At 71.8% G+C, this 21,188-nt stretch carries 14 protein-coding genes; 7 read left to right on the plus strand and 7 right to left on the minus strand.

Annotated features, from left to right (window positions below; genetic code table 11):
• The first annotated feature begins 95 nt into the window (after nucleotides 1-95).
• Nucleotides 96-1,331, plus strand: a complete 1,236-nt coding sequence (locus C569_RS0119695; RefSeq protein ID WP_018787490.1) for an ATP-binding protein — start codon at nucleotides 96-98, stop codon at nucleotides 1,329-1,331.
• A 32-nt stretch (nucleotides 1,332-1,363) separates the two neighbouring features.
• On the opposite strand, the gene C569_RS0119700 is transcribed toward C569_RS0119695, so the two are convergent.
• Nucleotides 1,364-1,909: a GNAT family N-acetyltransferase gene (locus tag C569_RS0119700; protein WP_018787491.1), complete on the minus strand. Its 546-nt coding sequence runs from the start codon at nucleotides 1,907-1,909 to the stop codon at nucleotides 1,364-1,366.
• Between the two features lie 135 nt (nucleotides 1,910-2,044).
• Here C569_RS0119700 and C569_RS0119705 point away from each other — a divergent pair, with 135 nt between their 5' ends.
• Entirely contained in the window at nucleotides 2,045-2,590 is a 546-nt protein-coding gene (locus C569_RS0119705; protein ID WP_018787492.1) for a DoxX family protein, read from the plus strand.
• Nucleotides 2,591-2,796: 206 nt separating this feature from the next.
• On the plus strand, nucleotides 2,797-4,221 hold the full coding sequence (locus C569_RS0119710; RefSeq protein ID WP_018787493.1) for a glycosyltransferase 87 family protein: 1,425 nt from the start codon (nucleotides 2,797-2,799) through the stop codon (nucleotides 4,219-4,221).
• 4 nt (nucleotides 4,222-4,225) lie between these two features.
• Here the strand turns inward: C569_RS0119710 and C569_RS0119715 are convergent, their stop codons facing one another.
• The 5 genes from C569_RS0119715 to C569_RS0119735 all read right to left on the minus strand — a co-directional run bounded on the left by C569_RS0119715 (nucleotide 4,226) and on the right by C569_RS0119735 (nucleotide 10,306).
• Nucleotides 4,226-4,636 (minus strand): molybdenum cofactor biosynthesis protein MoaE, encoded by a 411-nt coding sequence (locus tag C569_RS0119715; protein WP_018787494.1) that lies wholly within the window; start codon nucleotides 4,634-4,636, stop codon nucleotides 4,226-4,228.
• A 50-nt stretch (nucleotides 4,637-4,686) separates the two neighbouring features.
• Nucleotides 4,687-5,946: a molybdopterin molybdotransferase MoeA gene (locus tag C569_RS0119720; protein ID WP_026268394.1), complete on the minus strand. Its 1,260-nt coding sequence runs from the start codon at nucleotides 5,944-5,946 to the stop codon at nucleotides 4,687-4,689.
• Nucleotides 5,947-5,983: 37 nt separating this feature from the next.
• Nucleotides 5,984-6,454 carry a molybdenum cofactor biosynthesis protein B gene (locus tag C569_RS0119725; protein WP_026268395.1) on the minus strand — a complete coding sequence of 157 codons (471 nt, stop codon included), beginning with the start codon at nucleotides 6,452-6,454 and terminating at the stop codon, nucleotides 5,984-5,986.
• A complete protein-coding gene (moaC, locus tag C569_RS0119730) occupies nucleotides 6,451-6,942 on the minus strand; it encodes a cyclic pyranopterin monophosphate synthase MoaC (protein WP_018787497.1) in 492 nt (163 codons plus the stop codon). Before moaC ends, C569_RS0119725 begins: the two co-directional genes overlap by 4 nt.
• 235 nt (nucleotides 6,943-7,177) lie before the next feature.
• A complete protein-coding gene (locus tag C569_RS0119735; protein WP_231394838.1) occupies nucleotides 7,178-10,306 on the minus strand; it encodes a tetratricopeptide repeat protein in 3,129 nt (1,042 codons plus the stop codon).
• A 536-nt stretch (nucleotides 10,307-10,842) separates the two neighbouring features.
• Here C569_RS0119735 and C569_RS0119740 point away from each other — a divergent pair.
• From C569_RS0119740 to C569_RS0119755, 4 genes are read left to right on the plus strand one after another with little or no spacing between them, the layout of a single operon-like run.
• Nucleotides 10,843-13,308 carry a bifunctional diguanylate cyclase/phosphodiesterase gene (locus C569_RS0119740; protein WP_018787499.1) on the plus strand — a complete coding sequence of 822 codons (2,466 nt, stop codon included), beginning with the start codon at nucleotides 10,843-10,845 and terminating at the stop codon, nucleotides 13,306-13,308.
• A gap of 40 nt (nucleotides 13,309-13,348) precedes the next feature.
• Nucleotides 13,349-14,692: a glycosyltransferase 87 family protein gene (locus tag C569_RS0119745; RefSeq protein ID WP_018787500.1), complete on the plus strand. Its 1,344-nt coding sequence runs from the start codon at nucleotides 13,349-13,351 to the stop codon at nucleotides 14,690-14,692.
• The gene (locus tag C569_RS0119750) at nucleotides 14,689-15,321 is read left to right on the plus strand and encodes a phosphoribosyltransferase (protein WP_018787501.1); all 633 of its coding nucleotides are present in this window, start codon (nucleotides 14,689-14,691) and stop codon (nucleotides 15,319-15,321) included. Before C569_RS0119745 ends, C569_RS0119750 begins: the two co-directional genes overlap by 4 nt.
• A 23-nt stretch (nucleotides 15,322-15,344) precedes the next feature.
• Nucleotides 15,345-15,737 (plus strand): zf-TFIIB domain-containing protein, encoded by a 393-nt coding sequence (locus C569_RS0119755; RefSeq protein WP_026268397.1) that lies wholly within the window; start codon nucleotides 15,345-15,347, stop codon nucleotides 15,735-15,737.
• Between the two features lie 206 nt (nucleotides 15,738-15,943).
• Here the strand turns inward: C569_RS0119755 and C569_RS0119765 are convergent, their stop codons facing one another.
• A complete protein-coding gene (locus C569_RS0119765; RefSeq protein WP_369753786.1) occupies nucleotides 15,944-20,137 on the minus strand; it encodes a replicative DNA helicase in 4,194 nt (1,397 codons plus the stop codon).
• Nucleotides 20,138-21,188: the final 1,051 nt, after the last annotated feature.

Below are 21,188 nucleotides of genomic sequence, written 5' to 3' on the forward strand. Positions count from 1 at the left end.
CTAGACAGCCCTAGTTTTTGGTCGAGGCCGACACGCAGTAGCCGCCTCTACGCGCATCTAGCCTGGCCGCTAGAGAACCCGATACTGTGCGATTCGTGGATCCGGTCCGCAACCCGTACGCACCGGGCGCCGGCCAGCGCCCGCCCGAACTCGCCGGGCGGGGGCGGGAACTGGACGTCTTCGACGTGGTGCTGGAACGGATCGCCCGCGGCCGCCCCGAACGCAGCCTGATGCTCACCGGCCTGCGCGGAGTGGGCAAGACGGTCCTGCTCAACACGCTGCGCTCCGAGGCGATCAACCACCTCTGGGGCACCGGCAAGATCGAGGCCCGGCCGGACCAGTCACTGCGCCGGCCGATCGCGGCCGCGCTGCACATGGCGGTCCGCGAACTGGCGCCCCGGCACCGCGCCCCGGACCGGATCGACGCGTTCCTCGGCGTCCTCAAGGCGTTCGCGCAACGGTCCGTACCGACCGGGCGCGGCGGCGCGGCACCCAAGCTGCGCGACCGCTGGCAACCCGGCATCGACGTACCGGCGAGCAGCGGCCGCGCCGACTCCGGTGACATCGAGATCGACCTGGTCGAGCTGCTCAGCGACGCGGCGGGGGTCGCCACCGACGTCGGCACCGGCATCGCGATCTTCATCGACGAGATGCAGGACGTCGGCGCCGAGGACGTCTCCGCACTCTGCGCCGCCTGCCACGAGCTGTCCCAGCTCGGCGCGCCGCTCATCGTCGTGGGCGCGGGCCTGCCGCACCTGCCAGCCGTGCTCAGCGCGGCCAAGTCCTACTCCGAGCGGCTCTACCGCTACCAGCGCATCGACCGGCTCGACCGGATCGCCGCCGACCAGGCGCTCTGCGCGCCGGCCGAGCGGGAGGAGGTCGAGTACGAGCAGAAGGCTCTCGACCTGCTCTACGAGTCCTCCGGCGGCTATCCCTACTTCGTCCAGGCGTACGGGAAGGCCACCTGGGACCACGCACCCCGCTCGCCGATCACCGCGGCGGATGTCCGGGTCGCCGCGCCCGAGGCGGAGGCCGAACTGGCTGTGGGTTTCTTCGGCTCCCGGTTCGAGCGGGCCACACCCGCCGAACGCGAATACATGCGCGCGATGGCCACGCTGGCGCTGGTGGACGGCGAGGAGGGCGGCCGGGACGACATGGACGCGGCGGTGCCGACCGCCGAGATCGCCCGCGCGCTCGGCCGCAAGCCGGCCAGCCTCTCCCCGGCCCGGGACACGCTGATCAAGAAAGGGCTGATCTACTCCGGCGAGCGGGGCACCGTGGCGTTCACAGTGCCGCACTTCGGCCGCTACCTGCGCACCCAGCCCGCCTGACGGCTCCGGCAGCGTCGGCCGTGGTCGCAGGCTCAGACCCGCGACCACGGCGGCGGGAAGACCACCTCGCCGGCCGGCGGTGGCGGCTCTCCGCTCGCCGACGCCGGCAGCACCAGCGCCTGCCACGGCTCCCCCAGCCCCGACCATGGACTGGTCAGGCCCAGCCGGTCCGCCGGGCCGAACCCGAACCGGCGGTAGTAGGCCGGATCGCCCAGCACCACCACCAGGCGTTCGCCCAGCTCGGTCGCGGCCTCCAGCGCCGCCTGCACCGCCGCCGTACCGTGCCCCAGCCGCTGCCGGTGCCGCGCCACCGCAACCGGACCCAGCGCCAACGCCGGCCAGGTGCCGCGTTCGGAGCGGACGCCGACGCGCGTGAGCAGCGCGTACGCCACCACCTCGCCGCCGTACTCGGCGACCATGGCCAGCTCCGGGATCCACGCCGGGCTGTGCCGCAGCTCCTCGACCAGGCCGACCTCGGGCGGGGTCGCCACGTCGGGCCGGGCGAAGGCGGCGGCCAGCACCCGGGCCACCGGCGCCTCGTCGGCCGGGCCCTCCGGGCGCAGTCGCAGCGTCGTCACCCGCGCGACCTTACCGAACGCGACCGGTCCATCCGCGACGGTCGCTGAAATCGATACCGTTCGGACGTCCACGTCGGCCGATACCTTTCGTGTGTTGCGGGGATGACGAGGCCCCCGACGGGGTAAGACTGAGCCATGAAGCCCGTGCGCTCCCTCGCCCGAGTCATGTTGAGCGGCATCTTCGTGGTCAGCGGCGCCCGCAACCTGCGCAACCCGGAACGCCTGGTGCAGGCCGCGGAACCGGTCACCGGGAAGCTCGCCCCGATGATCCAGAACGTGCACCCCCGGATCCCCACCGACACGGTCTCACTCATCCGGGCCAACGCCGCCACCCAGCTGGTCGGCGGCCTGATGCTCGCCACCGGCCGGTTCACCCGTCCGGCCGCGCTGGTGCTCGCGGGGACGCTGGTCCCGACCACCGCCGCCGGCCACGCCTTCTGGACCAACGACGACCCGGCCGCCCGCAACAACAACCAGATCCACTTCCTGAAGAACCTCGGCCTGCTCGGTGGCCTCCTCCTCGCCGCCGCCGACACCGAGGGCAAGCCGGGCCTGCGCTGGCGCGCCGGCCACCGGATCGACCACTCGCGCCGGTCGGTCAAGCGCGCGGTCCGCACCGCCCGCCGCGAGGCGAAGATCGCCGTACGCTCGGCGGCGACAGCCCGACGCATGCCCGGCTGACCAGGCATTTCGTACGGCCACCACCCCCCGCAAGGCCACCAATCACCTGAACCGTCCGAGACCCGTTGACGCGGCGGAAATGTCGCAAACACGTGTGGGATCGGACACGGTCGCGTAACGCGGGAGGCAACAACGTGAGGCACCGTTCTAGGCTCCGTTCTGGACCTGGACGGGTACGACGATCTTGGTACGGGGGTGGCCACGCCATGCCGACGACAGTCGGTAGACGGACCAACCGCCTCGCCCCGACCTCCCGCGTCGACCGCCGGATCGTGGTACGTCTCGGCGTCGTCGCCGCCGTGTCGTACGCCGCGTGGCTCGCCATCGGCGCCTTCGGACGGCCGTACAACTTCTTCGACATGAAGATCTACCACGGCGCGGTGCTGTGGTGGGCGGGCGGCAACGAGCTGTACGACTTCGTCGCGCCGTCGACCACGCTGGGCTTCACCTACCCGCCGTTCGCCGCCCTGGTCATGCTGCCGATGTCCTGGCTGCCGCTGGGCGGCGCCGGTTCCGTGAACGCGCTCGCCAGCATCGGCGCGCTCGCTGTCGTCCTCGCCGCGCTGCTACGCCCCATCGTGGACCGGCTCGGCTGGCCGCTCTGGTTCACCGTCGGCATCGCCACCCCGCTCGCCGTGGCCGTCGAGCCGTCCCGGGAGACGGTCGGCTACGGGCAGGTCAACCTGCTGCTCTTCGCGCTGGTCATGGCGGACATGGTGGGGCTGCGCTGGCGAGCCAGGCGGGGCACCCACTACGAGACGGCGGATTCGCCGCTGGCCCGGTTCCTCTACAGCGGCGCCTGGGCCGGCGTGGGTATCGGGCTCGCCACAGCGGTCAAGCTCACCCCGGCGCTGTTCGTCGCCTACCTGATGCTCACCCGGCAGTGGCGGGCCGCGCTCACCGCTGTGGGCACCACGATCGGCGTGACCATCGCGACGTTCGGCGTGCTCGGTGAGGAGTCCCGCGCGTACTTCGCCGGTGTGCTCTGGCAGACCGAGCGGGTCGGCGCGGCGGACATGACCGCCAACCAGTCCCTCGCCGGTCTGCTGGCGCGGCTGTACGACTCGATCGAGACGCCCGGCCTGCTCTGGCTGGCGTTCTCGGTGCTGATCCTGGCGCTGGGCCTGTCCCGGGCGATGAGCGCCCGCGCCGACGGCGACGAGCTGACCGCGTTCACGCTGGTCGGGCTCACCGCCAACGTGATCAGCCCGATCTCCTGGTCGCACCACCTGATCTGGGTCATCCCGGCGATCATCGTGCTGGCCGACGCCGCGGTACGCCGACGCGAAGCCAGCCGCGGCCTGCCGCCGCGCGCCACCGGCGGCCCCTCGGCCAACGGGGTGCCGGCACTGCGCCCGCCGATCTGGTATCCGACGCTGACCGGCCTCCGCCACGGCGTCGGTGCGCTCGGGCTCTACCTGCTGTTCGTGATCTCACCGATCTGGCCGTACGAGCACCAGCTTCCCGAGGTGTCCCACTACCAGGACGGCCTGTTCGGCGCCCTGATGGAGAACTCCCTGGCCATCGCGCTGATCGTGCTCGTCGCGGCGCTTCCGTGGCGTCCCGGTGCCGAACCGGCGTTCTACCACGACCGGCTGATCCGCACCGCCGCGCCCACCGCCCGGCGCTGAGCACTCAGGGGCAGTTCACCCACTCCTCGGTGCCGTCGTCGAAGACCTGGCGCTTCCAGATCGGCAGCCGCGCCTTCACCTCGTCGACCAGCCGTGCGCAGGCGGCGAACGCGGCCGCCCGGTGCGCCGTGCTGACGGCCGCCACCAGGGCCACGTCCCCGATCTCCAGCGGGCCGATCCGGTGCGACACCGCCACCGCGTACACCTGCGGGTCGGCCGCGACCTCGGCCGCCACCTCGCGCAGCACCGCCTCGGCGGTGGGGTGGCCCTCGTACTCCAGCCGGGTGACCCCCCGCCCGTGGTCGTGGTCGCGGACCACGCCCTGGAAGGACACCACCGCGCCGGCCCGGCGATCGGCGACCGCCGCCTCGTGCGCGGCCAGGTCGAGCGCCCGGTCGGACACCGCGCCGAGCATCACACCTGATCCCAGTGTCACGACGTCTCCCGTCGGCTCGTTCGTCGCGCTCACCCCGAGCGCTCCCCGGCGGTCAGTGGCAACGGCACGAGCGGCACCCGGTCACCGGCCGCGCCGCTCGTGCCGGGCCGGATCACCGCGAACCCGTCCGCGCCGGCCAGCCCGCGCAGCATCGCCGAGCCGACGTGCCGCACCGGGTACGCGGTGCCGGCCACCCGGTCCCAGCGGGCCAGCGCCAGATGGGTGTAGTCGCCGCGCCCGGGAATCGGCTCGGCCAGTGTCACGTGCGGCAGCACCGGCATCTGCCGGCCGGTGAGACCGGCGAGCAGGGGCGCGACGAGCGACACGAGCGCCACCACCGCTGACTGCGGGTTGCCGGGCAGACCGGCCACGAACCGCACCCGCCCGTCGCCGTCCACCAGCCGGGCGAGCAGCATCGGGAAACCCGGGCGCACCGCCACGGTGTTCACCACGTAGTCGGCGCCGAGCGCCTCCAGCGTCGGGTGCAGGTGGTCGACCGGGCCGTGCATGGTGCCGCCGGTCGTGCAGACCAGATCGACGTTGGCGAGCGCACCCCGCAACGCCGCCACGTGCGCGGGCAGCGTGTCGGCGACCGGGCCGACCACGTCGGCGGCGCGCACCTGGCAGCCGTAGCGGCGCAGCCAGGCCGGCACCGACGGACCGAGCGCGTCACGGACCCGCCCGGCGCCGGGCGGACCGGAGGTGAGCAGCTCGTCGCCGAAGACCAGCAGCGCGGCCCGGGGTGGACGGCGGACCCGCAGCGTGTCGTGCCCGCAGGAGGCCGCCAGGCCGATCACCGCCGGGTCCACCGGCGTGCCCGCGGGCAGCAGTTCCTCCCCGAGGGACGCCTCCTCGCCCGGCTCCCGCCACTCCGGCGCCGGGCGGGGCGAGCCGGACACCAGGCCGTCCGCCGTACGCGCCGACTCCTCGATCCGCAGGATCGCCGTCGTCCCCTCGGGAACCATCGCGCCGGTAGCGATCTCCACGGTGCTGCCGTCGGCTTCCAGCGCAGGCGCGGTCTGCCCGGCGAGCACCCGCCCGGCCACCCGCCACGGCCCCGGGCCCCGCACCGCCCAGCCGTCCACGCTGGAGGTGGGGAACGCCGGCAGGTCGGTACGCGTGGTCAGCGGCTCGGCGAGGGTGTGCCCGTCGGCCTCGGCCAGCGGACGGGCGACCGCGGGGAGCGCGGCGGACAGACCCACCGCGTACACCCGGGAGCGGGCCTCCTCCCACCCGGCCGGGGGTGGCGTGGCCGCCTCGGCTGCGGCGGTTCCGGTTTCCGTGCTCATCCGGCGAGCCTAACGCCGGGGAGCGTGCCTCGCGGGTTCAGTGGTCGCCACCGCGAAGCTGGTCGACGGCGTGCCGCAGGATCGGCCCGAGCACCGCCAGACCGTCCCGGGCACCGCCGCGCGAGCCGGGCAGGTTGACCACGAGCGTCCGGCCGGTCACCCCGGCCAGCCCACGGGACAACGCCGCCGTCGGCACGGCGTCGCGGCTGTGCGCGCGGATCGCCTCGGCGATGCCGGGGATCTCGTAGTCGAGCAGCGCGCGCGTCACGTCGGGCGTGCGATCGGTCGGTGTGATGCCGGTGCCACCGCTGGTCAGCACCACGTCGACGCCGTCGGCACGGGCCGCACGCAGGGCGTCGCCGACCGGCTCGCCGTCGGGCACCACCACCGGAGCGTCGACCTCACACCCCAGCTCGCGCAGCCCGGTCACGAGCAGCGGGCCGCTGGTGTCCTCGTACACCCCGGCGGCGGCCCGGTTGGACGCCACGATCACCCGGGCCCGGATCACGGCCGACCCTCCGGCCGGACCCACTCGCCGGTCTTGCCGCCCTCCTTGCGGAGCACCCGTACGGCGTCCACCGACGCGGCCGGGTCGACCGCCTTCACCATGTCGACCAGGGCGAGGCCGGCCACCGCCACCGCGGTCAGAGCCTCCATCTCCACGCCCGTGCGGTCGGCGGTCCTCGCGGTGGCGGTGATCTCCACCGTGTCGGCGGTGAGGTCGAGATCGACTGTGACGCCGTGCAGTGCGATCGGGTGGCAGAGCGGGATCAGGTCGGGCGTGCGCTTCGCGCCCATGATGCCGGCGATCCGGGCGACGGCGAGCGCGTCGCCCTTGGGCAGGCCGTCGCGGCGTAGCAACTCCACCACCTCGGCGGTGGTGCGGAGACGGCCGGCGGCGACCGCGAGCCGGCCCGAGACCGGCTTGGCGGAGACGTCGACCATCCGGGCCGCACCGGCCGGGTCGACGTGGGTGAGCTGCGCGGGTTCGGTCACGGCCCGACCCTATCCGCCGGGTACGACGCCGCGAGCGCCCCGGCCGGCGGCGGGGAGGAGCGTCGTGTCGGGTGCGTGTACACGACGCCCCTCCCTCACCTACCCACCGCCGATTCGCTGGGGGGAACTGACGGTGGGGGCCTCGTTCGGCCGGGTCCGCTCCGGCGGTGAACCCTCCCCGTGGCCGATGTCTGGGACGCTAACGAACGCCGCGATAAGAAATCGATAAGCCGGTTCAGGCAGGCGTCTCGGCGAGCTGTCGGCGCAGGTCGTGGCGCTCGGGCGCACCCATCCGCTCGAAGATCGCCAAAGCGCGCTGCCGGTAGCGTCGTGCCTGCGCCGGCTCCTTCTTCGCCAGGTGTCCGGCCAGGCCGTCGAGGGCGCGGGCCTGCTCGTACGGATGGCCGATCCGGGTGGCGATGGCGAGTGCCTCCTCGAAGACGGCCACCGCTTCGTCGGCTCGCCGCGTGGCTCCCAGGGTGACGGCCAACTCGTTGCGTGCCCGAGCCTGGACGTCCCGCTCGCCGGACGCGGCGGCAGCCTCGATGGCGGCCTCATGCTGCCGCAGCGCGTCGTCGTAGCGGCCGAGCTGCCGGTAGGTGCCGGCGAGGTCGCTGAGCGTCTCGGCACGGCCGAAGCCGTTGCCGGTGCGATCCCGGAGCGCGAGCGCGGCTCGGAGCAGCCGCTCCGCCGCCGCGTTCTGTCCCAGGCGGTATCTGAGGCCACCGAGATGCCCCAGTGCGTTCGCCATGTGGAACGGATCCTGCTTGATCCGGGCCGCGAAGAGGTGCAGCCGATGAACCGCCATCGACTCGTCGTGACGACCGAGGTAGCGCAACGTGAGGCCGAGGTTGGGCAGGACCGGAAGGGTGTCCAGCGCACAGCTGCGCAGCGTCATGCGGTTGGCTTCGAGCGACTGGTGGAGCCGTCCGGTCAGCCAGTGCACGGCGCCGAGGTTGAACCGCGCCCGCTGCGCGCCCGATTCGTCACCGAGCCCGGTGAGGATCGACACGACCTCGTGCAGGTGTGCCGAGGCGTCCTGGTAGACGCCGGTGCGTACGCACGCCGAGGCGAGATAGTTGTGCATGAGGGCCACGGCGTGCCGGTCCCCGCACCGCTGCGCCGCGACGAGGCCCACCCCGTTCGTGGCCAGTATGTCGTCAAAGTGGCCACGAATGTAGAAGAACCGCCAACTGGCGCGAGCCAGCCGCCATGCCATCGATTCATGACCCTCGTCAGCCGCCTGACGGATGAACGCGTCCAGGTTCGGCCGCTGTTCCTCCAGCCAATCCAGGTCGCGGTCGACGCGTCCCGCGAGCAGATCCGGTCGACGCGGTTCCGCGAGCCGTAAGTGCTGCGAAAGTACGCGGCCGTCCTCGATCGACGCCGACGCCCGCACCACCGAGTGCAACACATGATCCAGCAAATGCTGGACGGCCGATCGCCTGGCCGTCGACTCGCCCTCCTGACGGGCCAGCTCGGCGGCGTAACGCCTCATCAGGTCGTGCAGGCGATAGCGGCCGGCCGAGGTCTCCTGCACGAGGTGACGGTCCACCAGTTCGTCGAGGACGTCGGCCGCGTCCCGCAGAGGGAGATCGATGAGGGCTGCCACCATCGCGGTGTCGAGGTGGCTTCCGGCCACCAGGCCGAATGATCGGAAACCTTTCCTGCACGCCTCGTCGAGCGGCTCGTACGATTCGGCGAACGCCTCCATCACGCTGCGCGCCTCAGCACGTAGGCCGGGGAGGAACATCGAGCGGTGGCTCAATCTGTCAACGAGGTCGGAGATCCGCCAGTCGGGCCGGTGCGCCAGCCGGGTGCCGGCCAATCCGACAGCGAGAGGCAGGTAGCCGCAGATGCCGAGAAGTTGGCGTGCGGCCTTCGCTTCGGCCTCCACCCGCCCGCTCCCGATGAGGGTGGCGAGCAGCTTGAGCGCCTCGGCCTCGGAGAGTACGGCAAGAGACACCGGCGGTCGCTCGGTGAGCGCCAGCAGACGCCGCCTGCTGGTGACGAGCACCGCGGCCGATCCGGAGACGGGCAGCAGCGGTTCGACCTGCCGGCTGTCGGCGGCATTGTCGAGCACCACAAGCACGGAACGACTGGCCAGCTCGCGCCGCCACATCTCCTGCCGGTCGGGTAGTTCCATCGGTATCCGGCCGGCCGGCACACCCAGTTGGCGAAGCAACGTTTCCAGTGCCATCGCCGGACGCATCCGTGTCCGCTCGCTGTGTCCCTGCAGGTCGACGAAGAGTTGCCCGTCGGAAAAGCGCTCGGCCGACCGGGAGGCCACGTGCAGTGCGAGAGTCGTCTTGCCGCAGCCCGCCATACCGTCGATCACCCGGACCGTCGGCCCCTGCCCGGATGCCTCGCGCACCTCGCACAACAACCGATCGACCATTTCCTCACGGCCGACGAAATCCATCACCGTTCGCGGCAACCAATTGCGCTTTTGAGCACCAATCCGGTTCGCCTCGACCTCGCGCGCCGATTCCGGAATCCGGCGTCGCGCCTGGGTGGCCACCGTACGAAGTCGTTCCATCTCCGCGCTGGGTGGCACCCTGAGCTGATCGGACAACGCCTCGCGAGTGGCGCGGTAGACGGCGAGGGCGCCTCCCGGGTCGCCCGCCTGGATGAGCGCGCGCATCAGGAGACACTGCGCCCGCTCTCGCAGCGGCTGATGCGAGACGTGGTCACGCAGTAGCGACACCGCCGATTCGGGGCGGCCGAGGCTGAGATACGCCTCCGTCAACAGTTCCAGCGCCGCCTGGCGTTCCTCACTGACGGCCTCGCGCTGAACGGCGAGCGCCGGCCCCAGCGCCAAGCCGGCGAGTAGTGGGGCCGCCGCGTCGACCACCTCGACGAGCACGGGGACCGCCAGCGCGGCCTCCCCATCGCGCATCAGATCCCGGGCACGACGCAAGCGGAAGTTGAATCGATGAAGATCGATAATACTTGCGTCGACGAGGAGTCGGTAACCGCCCGGTTCTCGGACGATCCTCGGCATGTCGCCCGCACCCGAGTCGAGGCTCCGCCGCAGATTGGCGGCGTACGTGCGAACGTTTGCGACAGCCGACCGAGGGGGCGCGTCCGGCCACAGCTCGTCCACCAGGTCGTGCAGCGTGACCAACTGGTTGGCCCGTACGACGAGTAGCGCGAACACCAACTGCTGCTTGGGGGTTCCAAGCGGAAGGTCCACGGCGCCGAGCCGTACCGCCAGACCCCCGAGTACCCGGATTTCCACGCTGCTGTTCCAGCCTCGGTCGGCAACCTGCCCACCGGAGCGACAGCGTAATCGATTCGTCACAAAGGCGTCGCCCCGGCTCAGACGCTGGGCGGACGGCAGGTCGTCGCCCTCGTCCGACACGGCTGCCGAAGTGGCCCGAAGCACGGTTGTAATGTTTCGCCGCCAAGGCGACGCTACTGACGGACTGAGCGATCTCGCGCTATTCGATGCATTCAGCGACGGCACGGGCACTCAAAGGAGACAGCCCGGCTTCGCTCTGCGAGCAGGCCATGGACAGAACGTCATTTAAGCTGCAATAGTTACTTATATTGCGCATACCGACATTAATTCCTTCAGACCTACTCGAATATCCCCTAATCTGCCCTCAGTCAGCAGGGCGCGGAAACGCACCGAGAAGACATAGGGGCAGCCGGCGGCAATGCGCGGCAGCGGATCGAAGCAACAGCTTCAGTCCGTGACCAGTTCGCCCCGGAGCGATATTCGAGGAGGGCAGCACTATGCGCAGCACCGAATGGGGATGAGTTTCCCGGACCCGGGTGAAGCGGTAGGCTGCCGCTCATCCCATACCGACGGTGAGCGGCGGGTGACGCGGGTTGAGCCGAACCACGGACAGCCGAACGGCTGTCGATCCGCACCTACGCGGGATCGTCTACACGTTGGTCGCGGGGGCGACGATCGTCGCCCTCACCGCGATCTACTCCGCCCGTACGCAACCCCCCGACTCCGCACGTGACTTCGTCACCGTCACCGCACTCGTCGTCACGGTGACGCTGGCCACCGTCATCAAGACCCGGCTACGGATCCGCTCCACCACCTTCTACTTCGCCTGGGTCGAGACCGCGATCGTCATTGGCCTCGCCGTCGCTCCACCCTCGTGGGTCGTCCTGGCCACCGGGATCGGCGTGGCGTGCGGATCAGTCACCCGCCTGGCACCCATCAAGGTGGCATTCGCCATCGCGAAGCACACCCTGGTGGCAGGCGGAGCCATTGTCGCCACCCTGTTGCTGGGAAGCGCCTGGCCGCCCCGGGAGCCACTCGGCATCGTCCTGCTGCTGGGGTTCGTCTACCTGGTGGCCGCCGTCCTTGACGACGTCCTCGCGATCCCGGTCATCGCGCTCGCCTCCCGCACGCCGATCCTCCAGCAGTTCCGCGACGACCTCGACCTGCGGATCGCCGGATTCGGCCTGCGTTTCCTGGTGGCCGCCAGCACCGTACTCATCCTGCGGGTCGACCCCCGATTGCTGCTCGCCGTGCCACCGCTGGTGCTCAGCCTGCACCTGGCCTACTCCAGCCGGATCCGCACCCGCACCGAGCAGCAGGCGTGGCAGCGCCTGGCCCGCGCCACCGACGCCCTGAACGTGGTCGACCTCGACCAGGTGCTCACCACCGCGGTCACTGGGGCCAGCGAACTCTTCTCCGCCGACGAGGTCGAGATCGAGCTGCGTGACAGCGGACGCACCGTCCGGGGCAACGGCACGGACATCGTGTACGACGGAACAGCCCCCCGGCCCAGCGCCGTCGACGGTCAGGTCATGCCGGTCCCGCTGGAGGGCCACGACCGCACCGACGACGTCGGCGTGCTGCGGCTGCGGTTCGCCGGCCCGGTCGAACTCTCCGAGCGCGAGCAGTACACCCTCCGTACCTTCGCCTCGGCCCTCTGCACCGCGGTCCGCAACGCCCAGGCGTACGCCGAACTCGCCCGCATCGCCGAGGACCACGCCTACGCCGCCACCCACGACGCCCTCACCGGCCTGTCCAACCGGCGGCACCTGCTCGACGAGGGCAGCGCCCAGCTCACCACCCGGCACGCCGACGGCGTCACCGCCCTGGTGCTGATCGACCTCAACCACTTCAAGGAAGTGAACGACACCCTCGGGCACGGCGCCGGCGACCAGGTGCTGATCCAGGTCGCCGAACGGCTGCGCGGCGCGGCCCGCCCCGACGACCTGGTCGCCCGCCTCGGCGGCGACGAGTTCGCCGTACTCCTGCGCGGCCTGCCCGCACCGGCCGTCGCCGCCCACCGCGCCGAGGCCCTGCTCGCGGCGCTGCACGACCCGCTCGACCTCGACGGCATGCGGATCAGCGTGGAGGCCAGCGGCGGCATCGCCGTCGCCCCCGCCACCGGCGGCATGGCGGAACTGCTGCGCCGTGCCGACGTGGCCATGTACCAGGCCAAACGCGCCGGCCAGCGGGTCGCCACCTACGCGCCGGCCCGCGACACCGCCGACCTGAGCCGGCTCACCCTCGGCGGCGAACTGCCCCGCGCCGTCGCCGACCACGAGTTCACAGTCAACTTCCAGCCCATCGTCGACCTGGCCAGCGGCGAGGTGATCGGCGCCGAGGCCCTGGCCCGCTGGCACCACCCCACCCACGGGCTCATCGACCCGCTGCGCTTCCTCGAAGCGGTGGAACGCTCCGGGCTGCTCCCCGCGTTCGCCGAGGCGATCCTCGACCAGGCGCTCATCGCTGCCGGCGCCTGGCGTGACGCCGGCTTCGACCTGCCGGTCTCGGTGAACGTGTCCCCGCGCAGCCTGCTCGACGCCCGCTTCCCCGGCGCGGTGCTGGCCCGGCTGCGCGCCCACGACCTCCCGCCGGACCGGCTCGTGCTGGAACTGACCGAGACACTCACGCTCAGTCAACTCGACGTGGTCGACCGCGTCCTCAGCCGCCTGCGGGACTCCGGCGTCCGGCTGGCACTCGACGACTTCGGCACCGGATACTCGTCGCTCTCCCTGCTCTCCCGAATCCCCGTACACGAGTTGAAGATCGACCGCAGCTTCGTCGGCGCGATGGAGACCGCGCCCGAAGCCGCCGCCGTGATCCGCTCCACCCTCGACCTCGGCCGCAGCCTCGACCTCACAGTGGTCGCCGAAGGCGTGGAGAGCGAACCGCAACGCCGCGCGCTCTGGGAACTCGGCTGCGCCGCCGGGCAGGGTCACCTGTTCGCCCGGCCGCTGCCCGCCGCCGCGCTCCTCGCCGCCCTCCAGCGCGGCCACGGCGGCCGGACCGGCGCGCTCGCACCCGCGCTGCACGACGCCGGCGCCGTCATCCGCCTCCCCGGCCGCCGCGCCGGCCGCACCCGCCCGTCGCCGCCCGCCGCCACCGACGCCCGGCAACCCTGACCCGGCCGGGGCACACCGCCGGTCTGCCACACTGGCCCGCGTGACCGCCCACGCCGACCCGGCAACCCCCGTATCCCGCCGCTGGTCGGCACTCGATGCCGCCGCCGGCGGACTCGCCCTCGACCTGGGCCTCTACGCCGCCGCCACCGTCTTCGCCGCGGTCACCGCCGCCACCTCCACGCTCCCGCCGCACCGCGCCTGGGGCGCCGTCGCCACCATCGGGTACGCGCTCGCCACACTCGCCGCGACCACTCAACTGCTCGCCCGCCGCCGCGCCCCCGGCACACCACTGGCCGGCCTGCCCGCACGCTGGACCGTCGCCGGTCTCACCTGGGCCGCCACCGCGCTGCTGCCGATCATCACGCAGAGCATCGAACGCGCCGGCGGACGCACCGACCGCGCCCAGGAGGAGGTGCTCGTGGTCGAACACGCCGGCGCCCGCCTCGCCGAACACGGCACCCCCTACCTCGGACCCGACGCCATCGCCGCCCTGCCCCCCGGCGAGCAACTCCTCGGCTACACCCCCTACCAGCCCGGCATGGCGCTGTTCGGGCTGCCCCGAGCCGCCGTCGACACCTGGTGGACCGACTCCCGCGTCTGGTTCGCCGTGGTCACCGCCCTCACCCTCGTCGCCCTCATCGCTACGCTGCGTGCAAGCGGCGGCCCCGCCGCACCCCGCCGCGACGCCGCCGTCCTGCGCGCCGTCCAGGCCGCCACCGTCCTGCCCGTCTGCGCGCTCACCCTGGCCACCGGCGGCGACGACCTCCCCGTACTCGCGCTCTGCCTCCTCGCCCTCGCGCTCGCCGCCGCCGGACGACCCGGCCGGGCCGGCCTCGCGGTCGGCGCCGCCGGCGCCCTGAAACTCTTCGCCTGGCCGGTCGCCATCGTGCTGATCTGCTGGGCCGCCACCCGCCGGTCCGCGGCCCGCACCGCCCTCGGCGCCGTCGGCCTCCCCGTCCTCGCGCTGGTCCCGGTACTCCTCGTCGACCGCGACGCCCTCGTCGAGAACGTGCTGCGCTTCCCGCTCGGCCACGGCCTCGTCAGCAGCCCCGCCCAGTCACCGTTCCCCGGGCACCTCGTCGCCGAAACACTGCCGGCCGGCCGCACCGTCGCCGCCGCGCTGCTCGTCGCCGCCGGAGGAGCCATCGCCGTCCGGCTGCTGCGCCGCCCGCCCCGCACCGCCGCCGCCACGGCCCTCATCTGCGGGTACGGGCTGCTCGCCGCGATCCTGCTGATGCCCTCCACCCGCTTCGGGTACCTGCTCTACCCGGCCGCCCTGCTCGTGCTCGCCCCCGCGCTGACGCTCACCCGATCGGACGACCCGGCGGCATTCCCGGCAACCACCCCGCGCGATCCGGCCGGAAGGCGTACACCTGAGGGATGACCACCTACCGCGACCGGGCCGAGGCGGGACGCGAACTCGCCGAACGACTGACCGACCTCGCCGGCCGGCCCGACGTCATCGTGCTCGGCCTGGTCCGCGGCGGCGTACCCGTCGCCCGGGTGGTCGCCGACCGGCTCGGCGCGGCACTGGACGTCCTCGTCGTCCGCAAGCTCGGCGTGCCCTGGGCACCCGAGGTCGCGTACGGCGCACTCGGCCCCGGCGGCGTCCAGGTCCTCAACGAGATGGTCGCCGGCCGGATCAGCGAGAACGACCGCGCCCAGGTCCGCCGCCGCGAACAGGCCGAACTGGAACGCCGCGAACAGCGCTACCGCGGCGGCCGGCCACCACTGGACCTCACCGGCCGCACCGCCGTCATCGTCGACGACGGACTCGCCACCGGCGCCACCGCCCGCGCCGCCGTCCAGGTCGCCCGCCACCTCGGCGCCGCCCGCGTCCTGGTCGCCGTCCCGATCGGCTCCGAGCAGGCGTACGACATGCTCGCCGCCGACGCCGACACGGTCGTGAGCTGCCAACTCCCGCACGACTTCACCGCCGTCGGCGCGTACTACGAGGACTTCCACGAGGTTTCCGACGACGAGGTCACGCAGGCGCTGACCGCCACCGCGTGAGAACACCCGGTACCTTCGTTGTCATGCAGATGACCTGTCCCAAGTGCCGCGGAGAGATGCGCCAGTACGAGCGCAGCGGAGTAGTCATCGACCAGTGTGGCGAGTGCCGGGGCATCTTCCTCGACCGCGGTGAGCTCGAGAAGCTGTTCGATGCCGAAGCCAACTGGAACCGGCAGCACGGCGGCGCACCGCAGCAGGCCGCGCCGGCCGGTGCCGGCTACCCGCCACCCCCGCCGCCGCCCGCCGCCGCGCCGCACCAGCCCGGCTACGGCGCCGTCCCCCCGCCCCCTCCGCCGCCGCCCGGCCACGGCTACGCGCAGCCCGCGTACGGCCACAGCCAGCAGCAGCACTACGGCTACCACGGCCACTACCGGCGCAAGAAGAAGCACGGCTTCCTCGGCGAACTGTTCGACTGACCGCCGACGACGCGCCCGCCGGGCCGGTGCACCGCATCGACCCGGCGCGCTCGTCCCCCCGGCCAGCCTCGCACCCGGACCGGCCGACGTGGACGACGCAGCTACTGGCGCGCGTTCACCCCCGGCGGCGGGTGCCGCTCACCGACCGGGACCGGCTGGAACTGGGCGAGGCAGCCGGATGGTTCCCGCTGCTCGGTTGAGGCCGCTCAGACGATCGCCATGTCCACGAAGCGCGACAGGTGCAGCTGGGCCGCGACCGTCACCGTGTCGGTCGGCCCGTTCCTGTGCTTGGCGATGATGAAATCCGCCTCGCCCGCCCGCGGCGACTCCTTGTCGTAGTAGTCGTCGCGGTGCAGAAGGATGACTACGTCCGCATCTTGCTCGATCGAGTTGTGCGCGGCAATGCCGTTGGCGATGAAGTTGTGTGTACCGAGCACCGTGGCGTCGTAGACGTCCTTTTCGCCCATTGACTCGATCGAAATTATCTCGTCCCAGAAGACGTCGTTCGTCGCGTGCAGGTCAAGATCTGCGGAGTCCAGCACCGCGGCCACCTTTGCGAGACGGGACCGGCTGGGTGCACGCTTCCACATCGCGCTGCCGGAGAACTGGGTGCCGACCGCAGCCGCGAACTCCCGGTGGCTCGTCTTGCGCTCCGCCAGCACCTCCCGAACCCGTGACCACACCTCCTTGGGCACCGTGTCCACGTTCGGGTTGCTGACGACGGATTCGAGGGTCACAAGCAGCGTCGCGCAGCCGTTGGCCCGTGCGCCGTGCACACCGATCTCCTGGAGGAAGCGGAGCTGGTCGTCGCGACCGGAAATGTCCAGGGTGTACTGCGGCCGGTGTCTGGCGACCGGCACCTGTCGCAACCGAGCGGAGATTCCGTAGCGAAGCAGCAGGCGAGAAATGTCCTCCAGCATCCGCGGTGATGTCGAGGAGAAGTGAATCCGTCCGCCCCGACCGGACTTGTCGACGGTTACGGACCCGTCCGTCGCCCAGATGTGTCGCAGGAAGAGCGTGATCTGCTCCTTGGGCAGGCCGAACACCGCCGGTGGTACGAACTTCTCGTGGGACCGCAGCCCGAACAGCCCCAACCCGTCCAACCACTCGGCGATCGGGTTCCGCCGTCCGCCAGCGAGCCGGAAGGGTGCGGGCAGGCGGAGCGTCGTTACCCGGGCGGCCGGGTAGTCGTCTCGCACAGCGGTGATCCCGAAGTGCGTGGCCGCGTCCGTCACGGCCGCCAGGTTGGCCTCGTCGCAGCTGGCGTAGCGGATCGGCTGTCGGCGGACGAACGCACCGCCTCCAAGGAGGTGCGCCAGCATCACCACCTTCGGCTCGGCCCACGGCTGGATGTTCAGCGGCGGCGGAATGTGACGCGGCGCGGCGAGCCGGGTTCCCACCGCGAGTTCCCCCAGCGGCACCCAGCCACGGAACGTAAGGAACGGATGGTTGGCAGTCGCCTCCACCTGCTTCCCGGAGGCGAGAGTCATCCGGAAGACCTCGCGCGTCCCACTGGGAAAGGCATGCGTGAGCGTTCGAGGGGTGTAGCGGAGGCCCTCGTCAAGCGCCCAGACCGGGATGTCGGTGACCTTCCCGGCCAGGAGTGCTCCGAGAGTGATCTCCGAGTTGTCATCGGCCCGAACGAGTCTGGTGTCAGCCGTCAAGCAGCCCGATTCCCGCAAGTCGGACAGTTGCGGCCGCTTGTCGGTGCGCTGCTCGGGACCACGGTTCAGCTGACTCACCGCGATCACCGGGCATTCGACCTCCTTGGCCAGCAGCTTCAGGCCACGGGACAGGTCCGCGACCTCCTGCTGCCGGCTCTCGGTGCGCTTCGGCGAGGTCATCAGCTGGAGATAGTCGACGACGATCAGCTTCAGGTCGTGCTTCTGCTTGAGCCGCCGCGCCTTCGCCCGGATCTCCATCAGGTTCATGCTCGGCGTGTCGTCGACGAAGAGCGGCGCCTCGCTGATCTCGCCCATGCAGCGGGCCAGCTTGGTCCAGTCGTCGTCGGAGAGCTGCCCGCTGCGGAGGACGTGCAGCGGTACGCGCGCCTCGGCCGAGAGGAGTCGCATGACGATCTCGACCTTGCTCATTTCCAGCGAGAAGATCGCCGACGCCTGGTTGGCGCGGATCGCCGCATTACGGGCGAAGTCCATACTCGCCGTGCTGTTGTGCGTCGGGATCATCGAGCGGCCCGCCAGATACAGGTGGTCGGGATTGTCGACAGTCACGCAGCGCACCGCAACGCTCGGCACCCGGCGGACGTCCACGACGAACCGCGAGTGGGAGCGGACGTCCGCGGACGACCGGCGCCGGGCCGCATGGGCGGTCCGCTTCCGCTCCAGCCGGAAGACCGTGTCCGGGGTGGAGAAGTTCAGCGTGTACGCGATCGACGTTTCCTCGGTACGGTCGCGCACCCTGCGCTCGGTCATGGTGCACCGGTAGCCCAGGCTGACGACGAGTTCCCGCACGCCGTCGATCAAGCGCCGCGAGGTGGACGTGTACTGAAGGTTCCCGGTCGGCGCCACCGTGCCGTCGGTGTCCATGAGACCGGCGAGCAACGCCCGGCGCTGGACTTCGGAAGCGCGTAGATAGTCCTGCGGGATGTGCTTGTCGTAGGCCACCCCGACCCGGCGGAGCAGGGCCAGGAAGGAGCCGTTCCGCTCGTGTGTGGGCAGATGCACGCTGTAGACCATGGGCCCGCTCGGGCGTACCAGGAAGCCGTCCCGGGCCACCAGGTCGAGCATCTCCGCGTCCGCGGTGGTGAAGCGGCCGGCCCCGGTGTGCCCGTCGCCGAGCCACACCCCGAGGGTGTACGGCGGGACGGTCAGGTCACGTTCCGGAAGCCGGAGCGGTGCGCAGTTCCGCACGGCGTGGTTGAGACGGCGGTCGGCAGTATCGGTGCGCAGTGTGGCCGCGATCTGCGCCGTCGTGACGATGCCGTCGTGCTCGGCGCGGCTGCCGGCGTTTACCTGCCGTTCCGCTCGGGCGCGGAGGCCGGAGATCGACGCGCTCACCGGGTAGCCCGGCACCGTCCAGTTGTGCGTCTTGCCTTTCCGGGTCACCGGGCGGGCCACCCGGTCGTTCGCACCAACCGTCTGCGCCACCGTGTGGGGCACGTTCCGGAATTCCGGGCCGACCTGTTCCAGGGTTTCGGTGAGAGTGACCGGGCGGTGCGGTCCGGCGGATGCGGTCGCCTCGGCCGCCCGTACCTTCGCCGGTGCCGGCTCGGTCCAGTGGTACCGCCGGCGTGCCTCCGCTTGACGGCGGCTGGCCCGGGTCGTGGTCTTCCACAGGTGCTCGCCGTCCGCCACGATGACCGAGCCGTCGGAGAACTCGACCTCGTAGCAGGGGCGGTCGTACATCACGTCGAAGACGTCGGTGATCGTCGTCGGGGTGCCGTCCGCGGCGAGGAGCTGCTCGCCGACGCGCACCTCACCCATCGTGGTCCAGCCCTGCGGGGTGGGCAGCGGGGTGTCGAGTGCGAGCGCCTTACCGAGACCGGGCCGGCCGGCGACGATGATGAGCTGGCCGGCGTGCAGGCCGTTGAGCAGGCGGTCGAGGTCGGTGAAGCCGGTCGGCACACCGGTCATCACCCCGCCCTGGGCGCCGACCGCCTCGATCTCGTCGAGCGTCGGCTGGAGCATGTCGGCCAGGACGGCGAAGTCCTCGCTGACGCGCTTCTCGGTGATCTCGTAGACGGCCTGCTGGGCGAGGTCGACGATGTCGTCGACGTCGCGGCTGCCGCTCGGGCCGGTCCCGTAGCCGAGCTGCACGATCCGGGTGCCGGCCTCGACCAGCCGGCGGAGCACTGCTCGTTCGCCGACGATACGGGCGTAGTAGGCGGCGTTCGCGGCGGTGGGCACGCTGGCGATCAGCGTGTGCAGGTAGGGGGCACCGCCGATCCGGGCGAGGTCGCCGGAGTCGGCTAGCGCGGCCGCCACGGTGATCGGGTCGGCGGGCTCGCCGCGCCCGTAGATGTCCAGGATCGCGTCGAAGATGGTGGCGTGGACCGGGCGGTAGAAGTCGTTGGTCTTCAGGATCTCCACGACGTCCGCGATGGCGTCCTTGGAGAGCAGCATGCCGCCGAGCACGCACTGCTCGGCGGCGACGTCCTGGGGTGGTGTCTTCTCGAACGGCGCATCGCGCGGCGGCGGCTCGGGCGATCCCCCGGTCCGTTCCGCGCGCGTCTCGTCGGTGACCGACACGGGTTCCCCCCTCGCTGCGTCGGATCGAGTCCAGCTGTATCGCCGGGGTACGACAACTCTCCGCCGACCCTCCGGTCGATCGGGGGTCATCGCCCGGCGGTCGGGGGCCAACGATACGGAACCCGAGGTCAGCCGCTCAACAAGGCCGGTGGACGAGCCTCGGGACAACCTGTGGACGCCGGGCGCAGGCATGTGCGCAGGGTGTGCACAGGGGTGTGGAAAAGTGATGGGTAATTGTGGGCTTATCGCCTCCGACCTGGGCTTTTACTATCCCCACCCTGTGGACGGAAGATTCCCGGCCGAGCTTTGTCGTCGGTCGTCCCGTACTATCGCTGCGAAACGGCGACACCTGGGACAGCGGGTTTACTTTCGGGTTGAGAGAGGTCACGCTCCGGCCGTGAGACACCGGGACTGGGGAAGCGGGGAGGACAGCCCGCGCGAGCGACGGCCGAGCGGTTCCTGGGACGAGCCCGTCGGGCCGCGCCGGGTCGACTCGTACGCGCCGGAGGGCTACCGCACGGCGAGCCGACGGCGGGCGATCGAGCGTGGCCAGGACGAACCGGTGGAGACGTACCTTCCCCGCTGGGCCCTGGAGTCCGGGGTGAGTCGCGCGGACGGCGGCGGGCGGCATGCCGCGCCCGACGACGACGAGGTGTACCCGCCGTCCTCAGGCGGTGGCCGACGGGATCTGCGCGCGATCGGTGCGGGTCCGTTGTCGGACCGCACCGCCGAGTGGACGATGGACGCCCCGCAGGAACGGGGGTACGTGGGCAACCGGCGGGCGGACGAGGACGACGAACCGGTGTCGGGGGCGGCGCCCCGGAGCCGTCCGCGCCGGGCGGCGACGCGCCGCCCGCAGGTGACCTGGTCCGGGCTGCCGGAGTCGGCGGGTACCAGCGAAGGGCCGACTGGTTCGGCCGGTGATCGCCCGGCGGGCCGGCGGCGCCGGTCGGCGTCGGGTTCGTCCTGGCCGCCGCCCGCGGAGTCGGACTCGACCTGGTCCCGGTCGGCGGTGCCGGACAGCGCGTGGACCCGTTCGGGGACGGATGCCGAGTGGCCGGCGTCGTCTTCGGACGCGGGCCGCTCGGCGTCGACGGACGCAGGCCGCTCGGCGTCGACGGCCGGATCGGAGCCGGTCTGGGGACGGGCGACGCCAACCGAGGCAGAGCCGACCTGGGGACGGACGACGCCAACCGAGGCAGAGCCGACCTGGGGACGGACGACGCCAACCGAGGCAGAGCCG

This window comes from Micromonospora sp. CNB394, assembly GCF_000374985.1.
Classification (GTDB): domain Bacteria; phylum Actinomycetota; class Actinomycetes; order Mycobacteriales; family Micromonosporaceae; genus Micromonospora; species Micromonospora marina.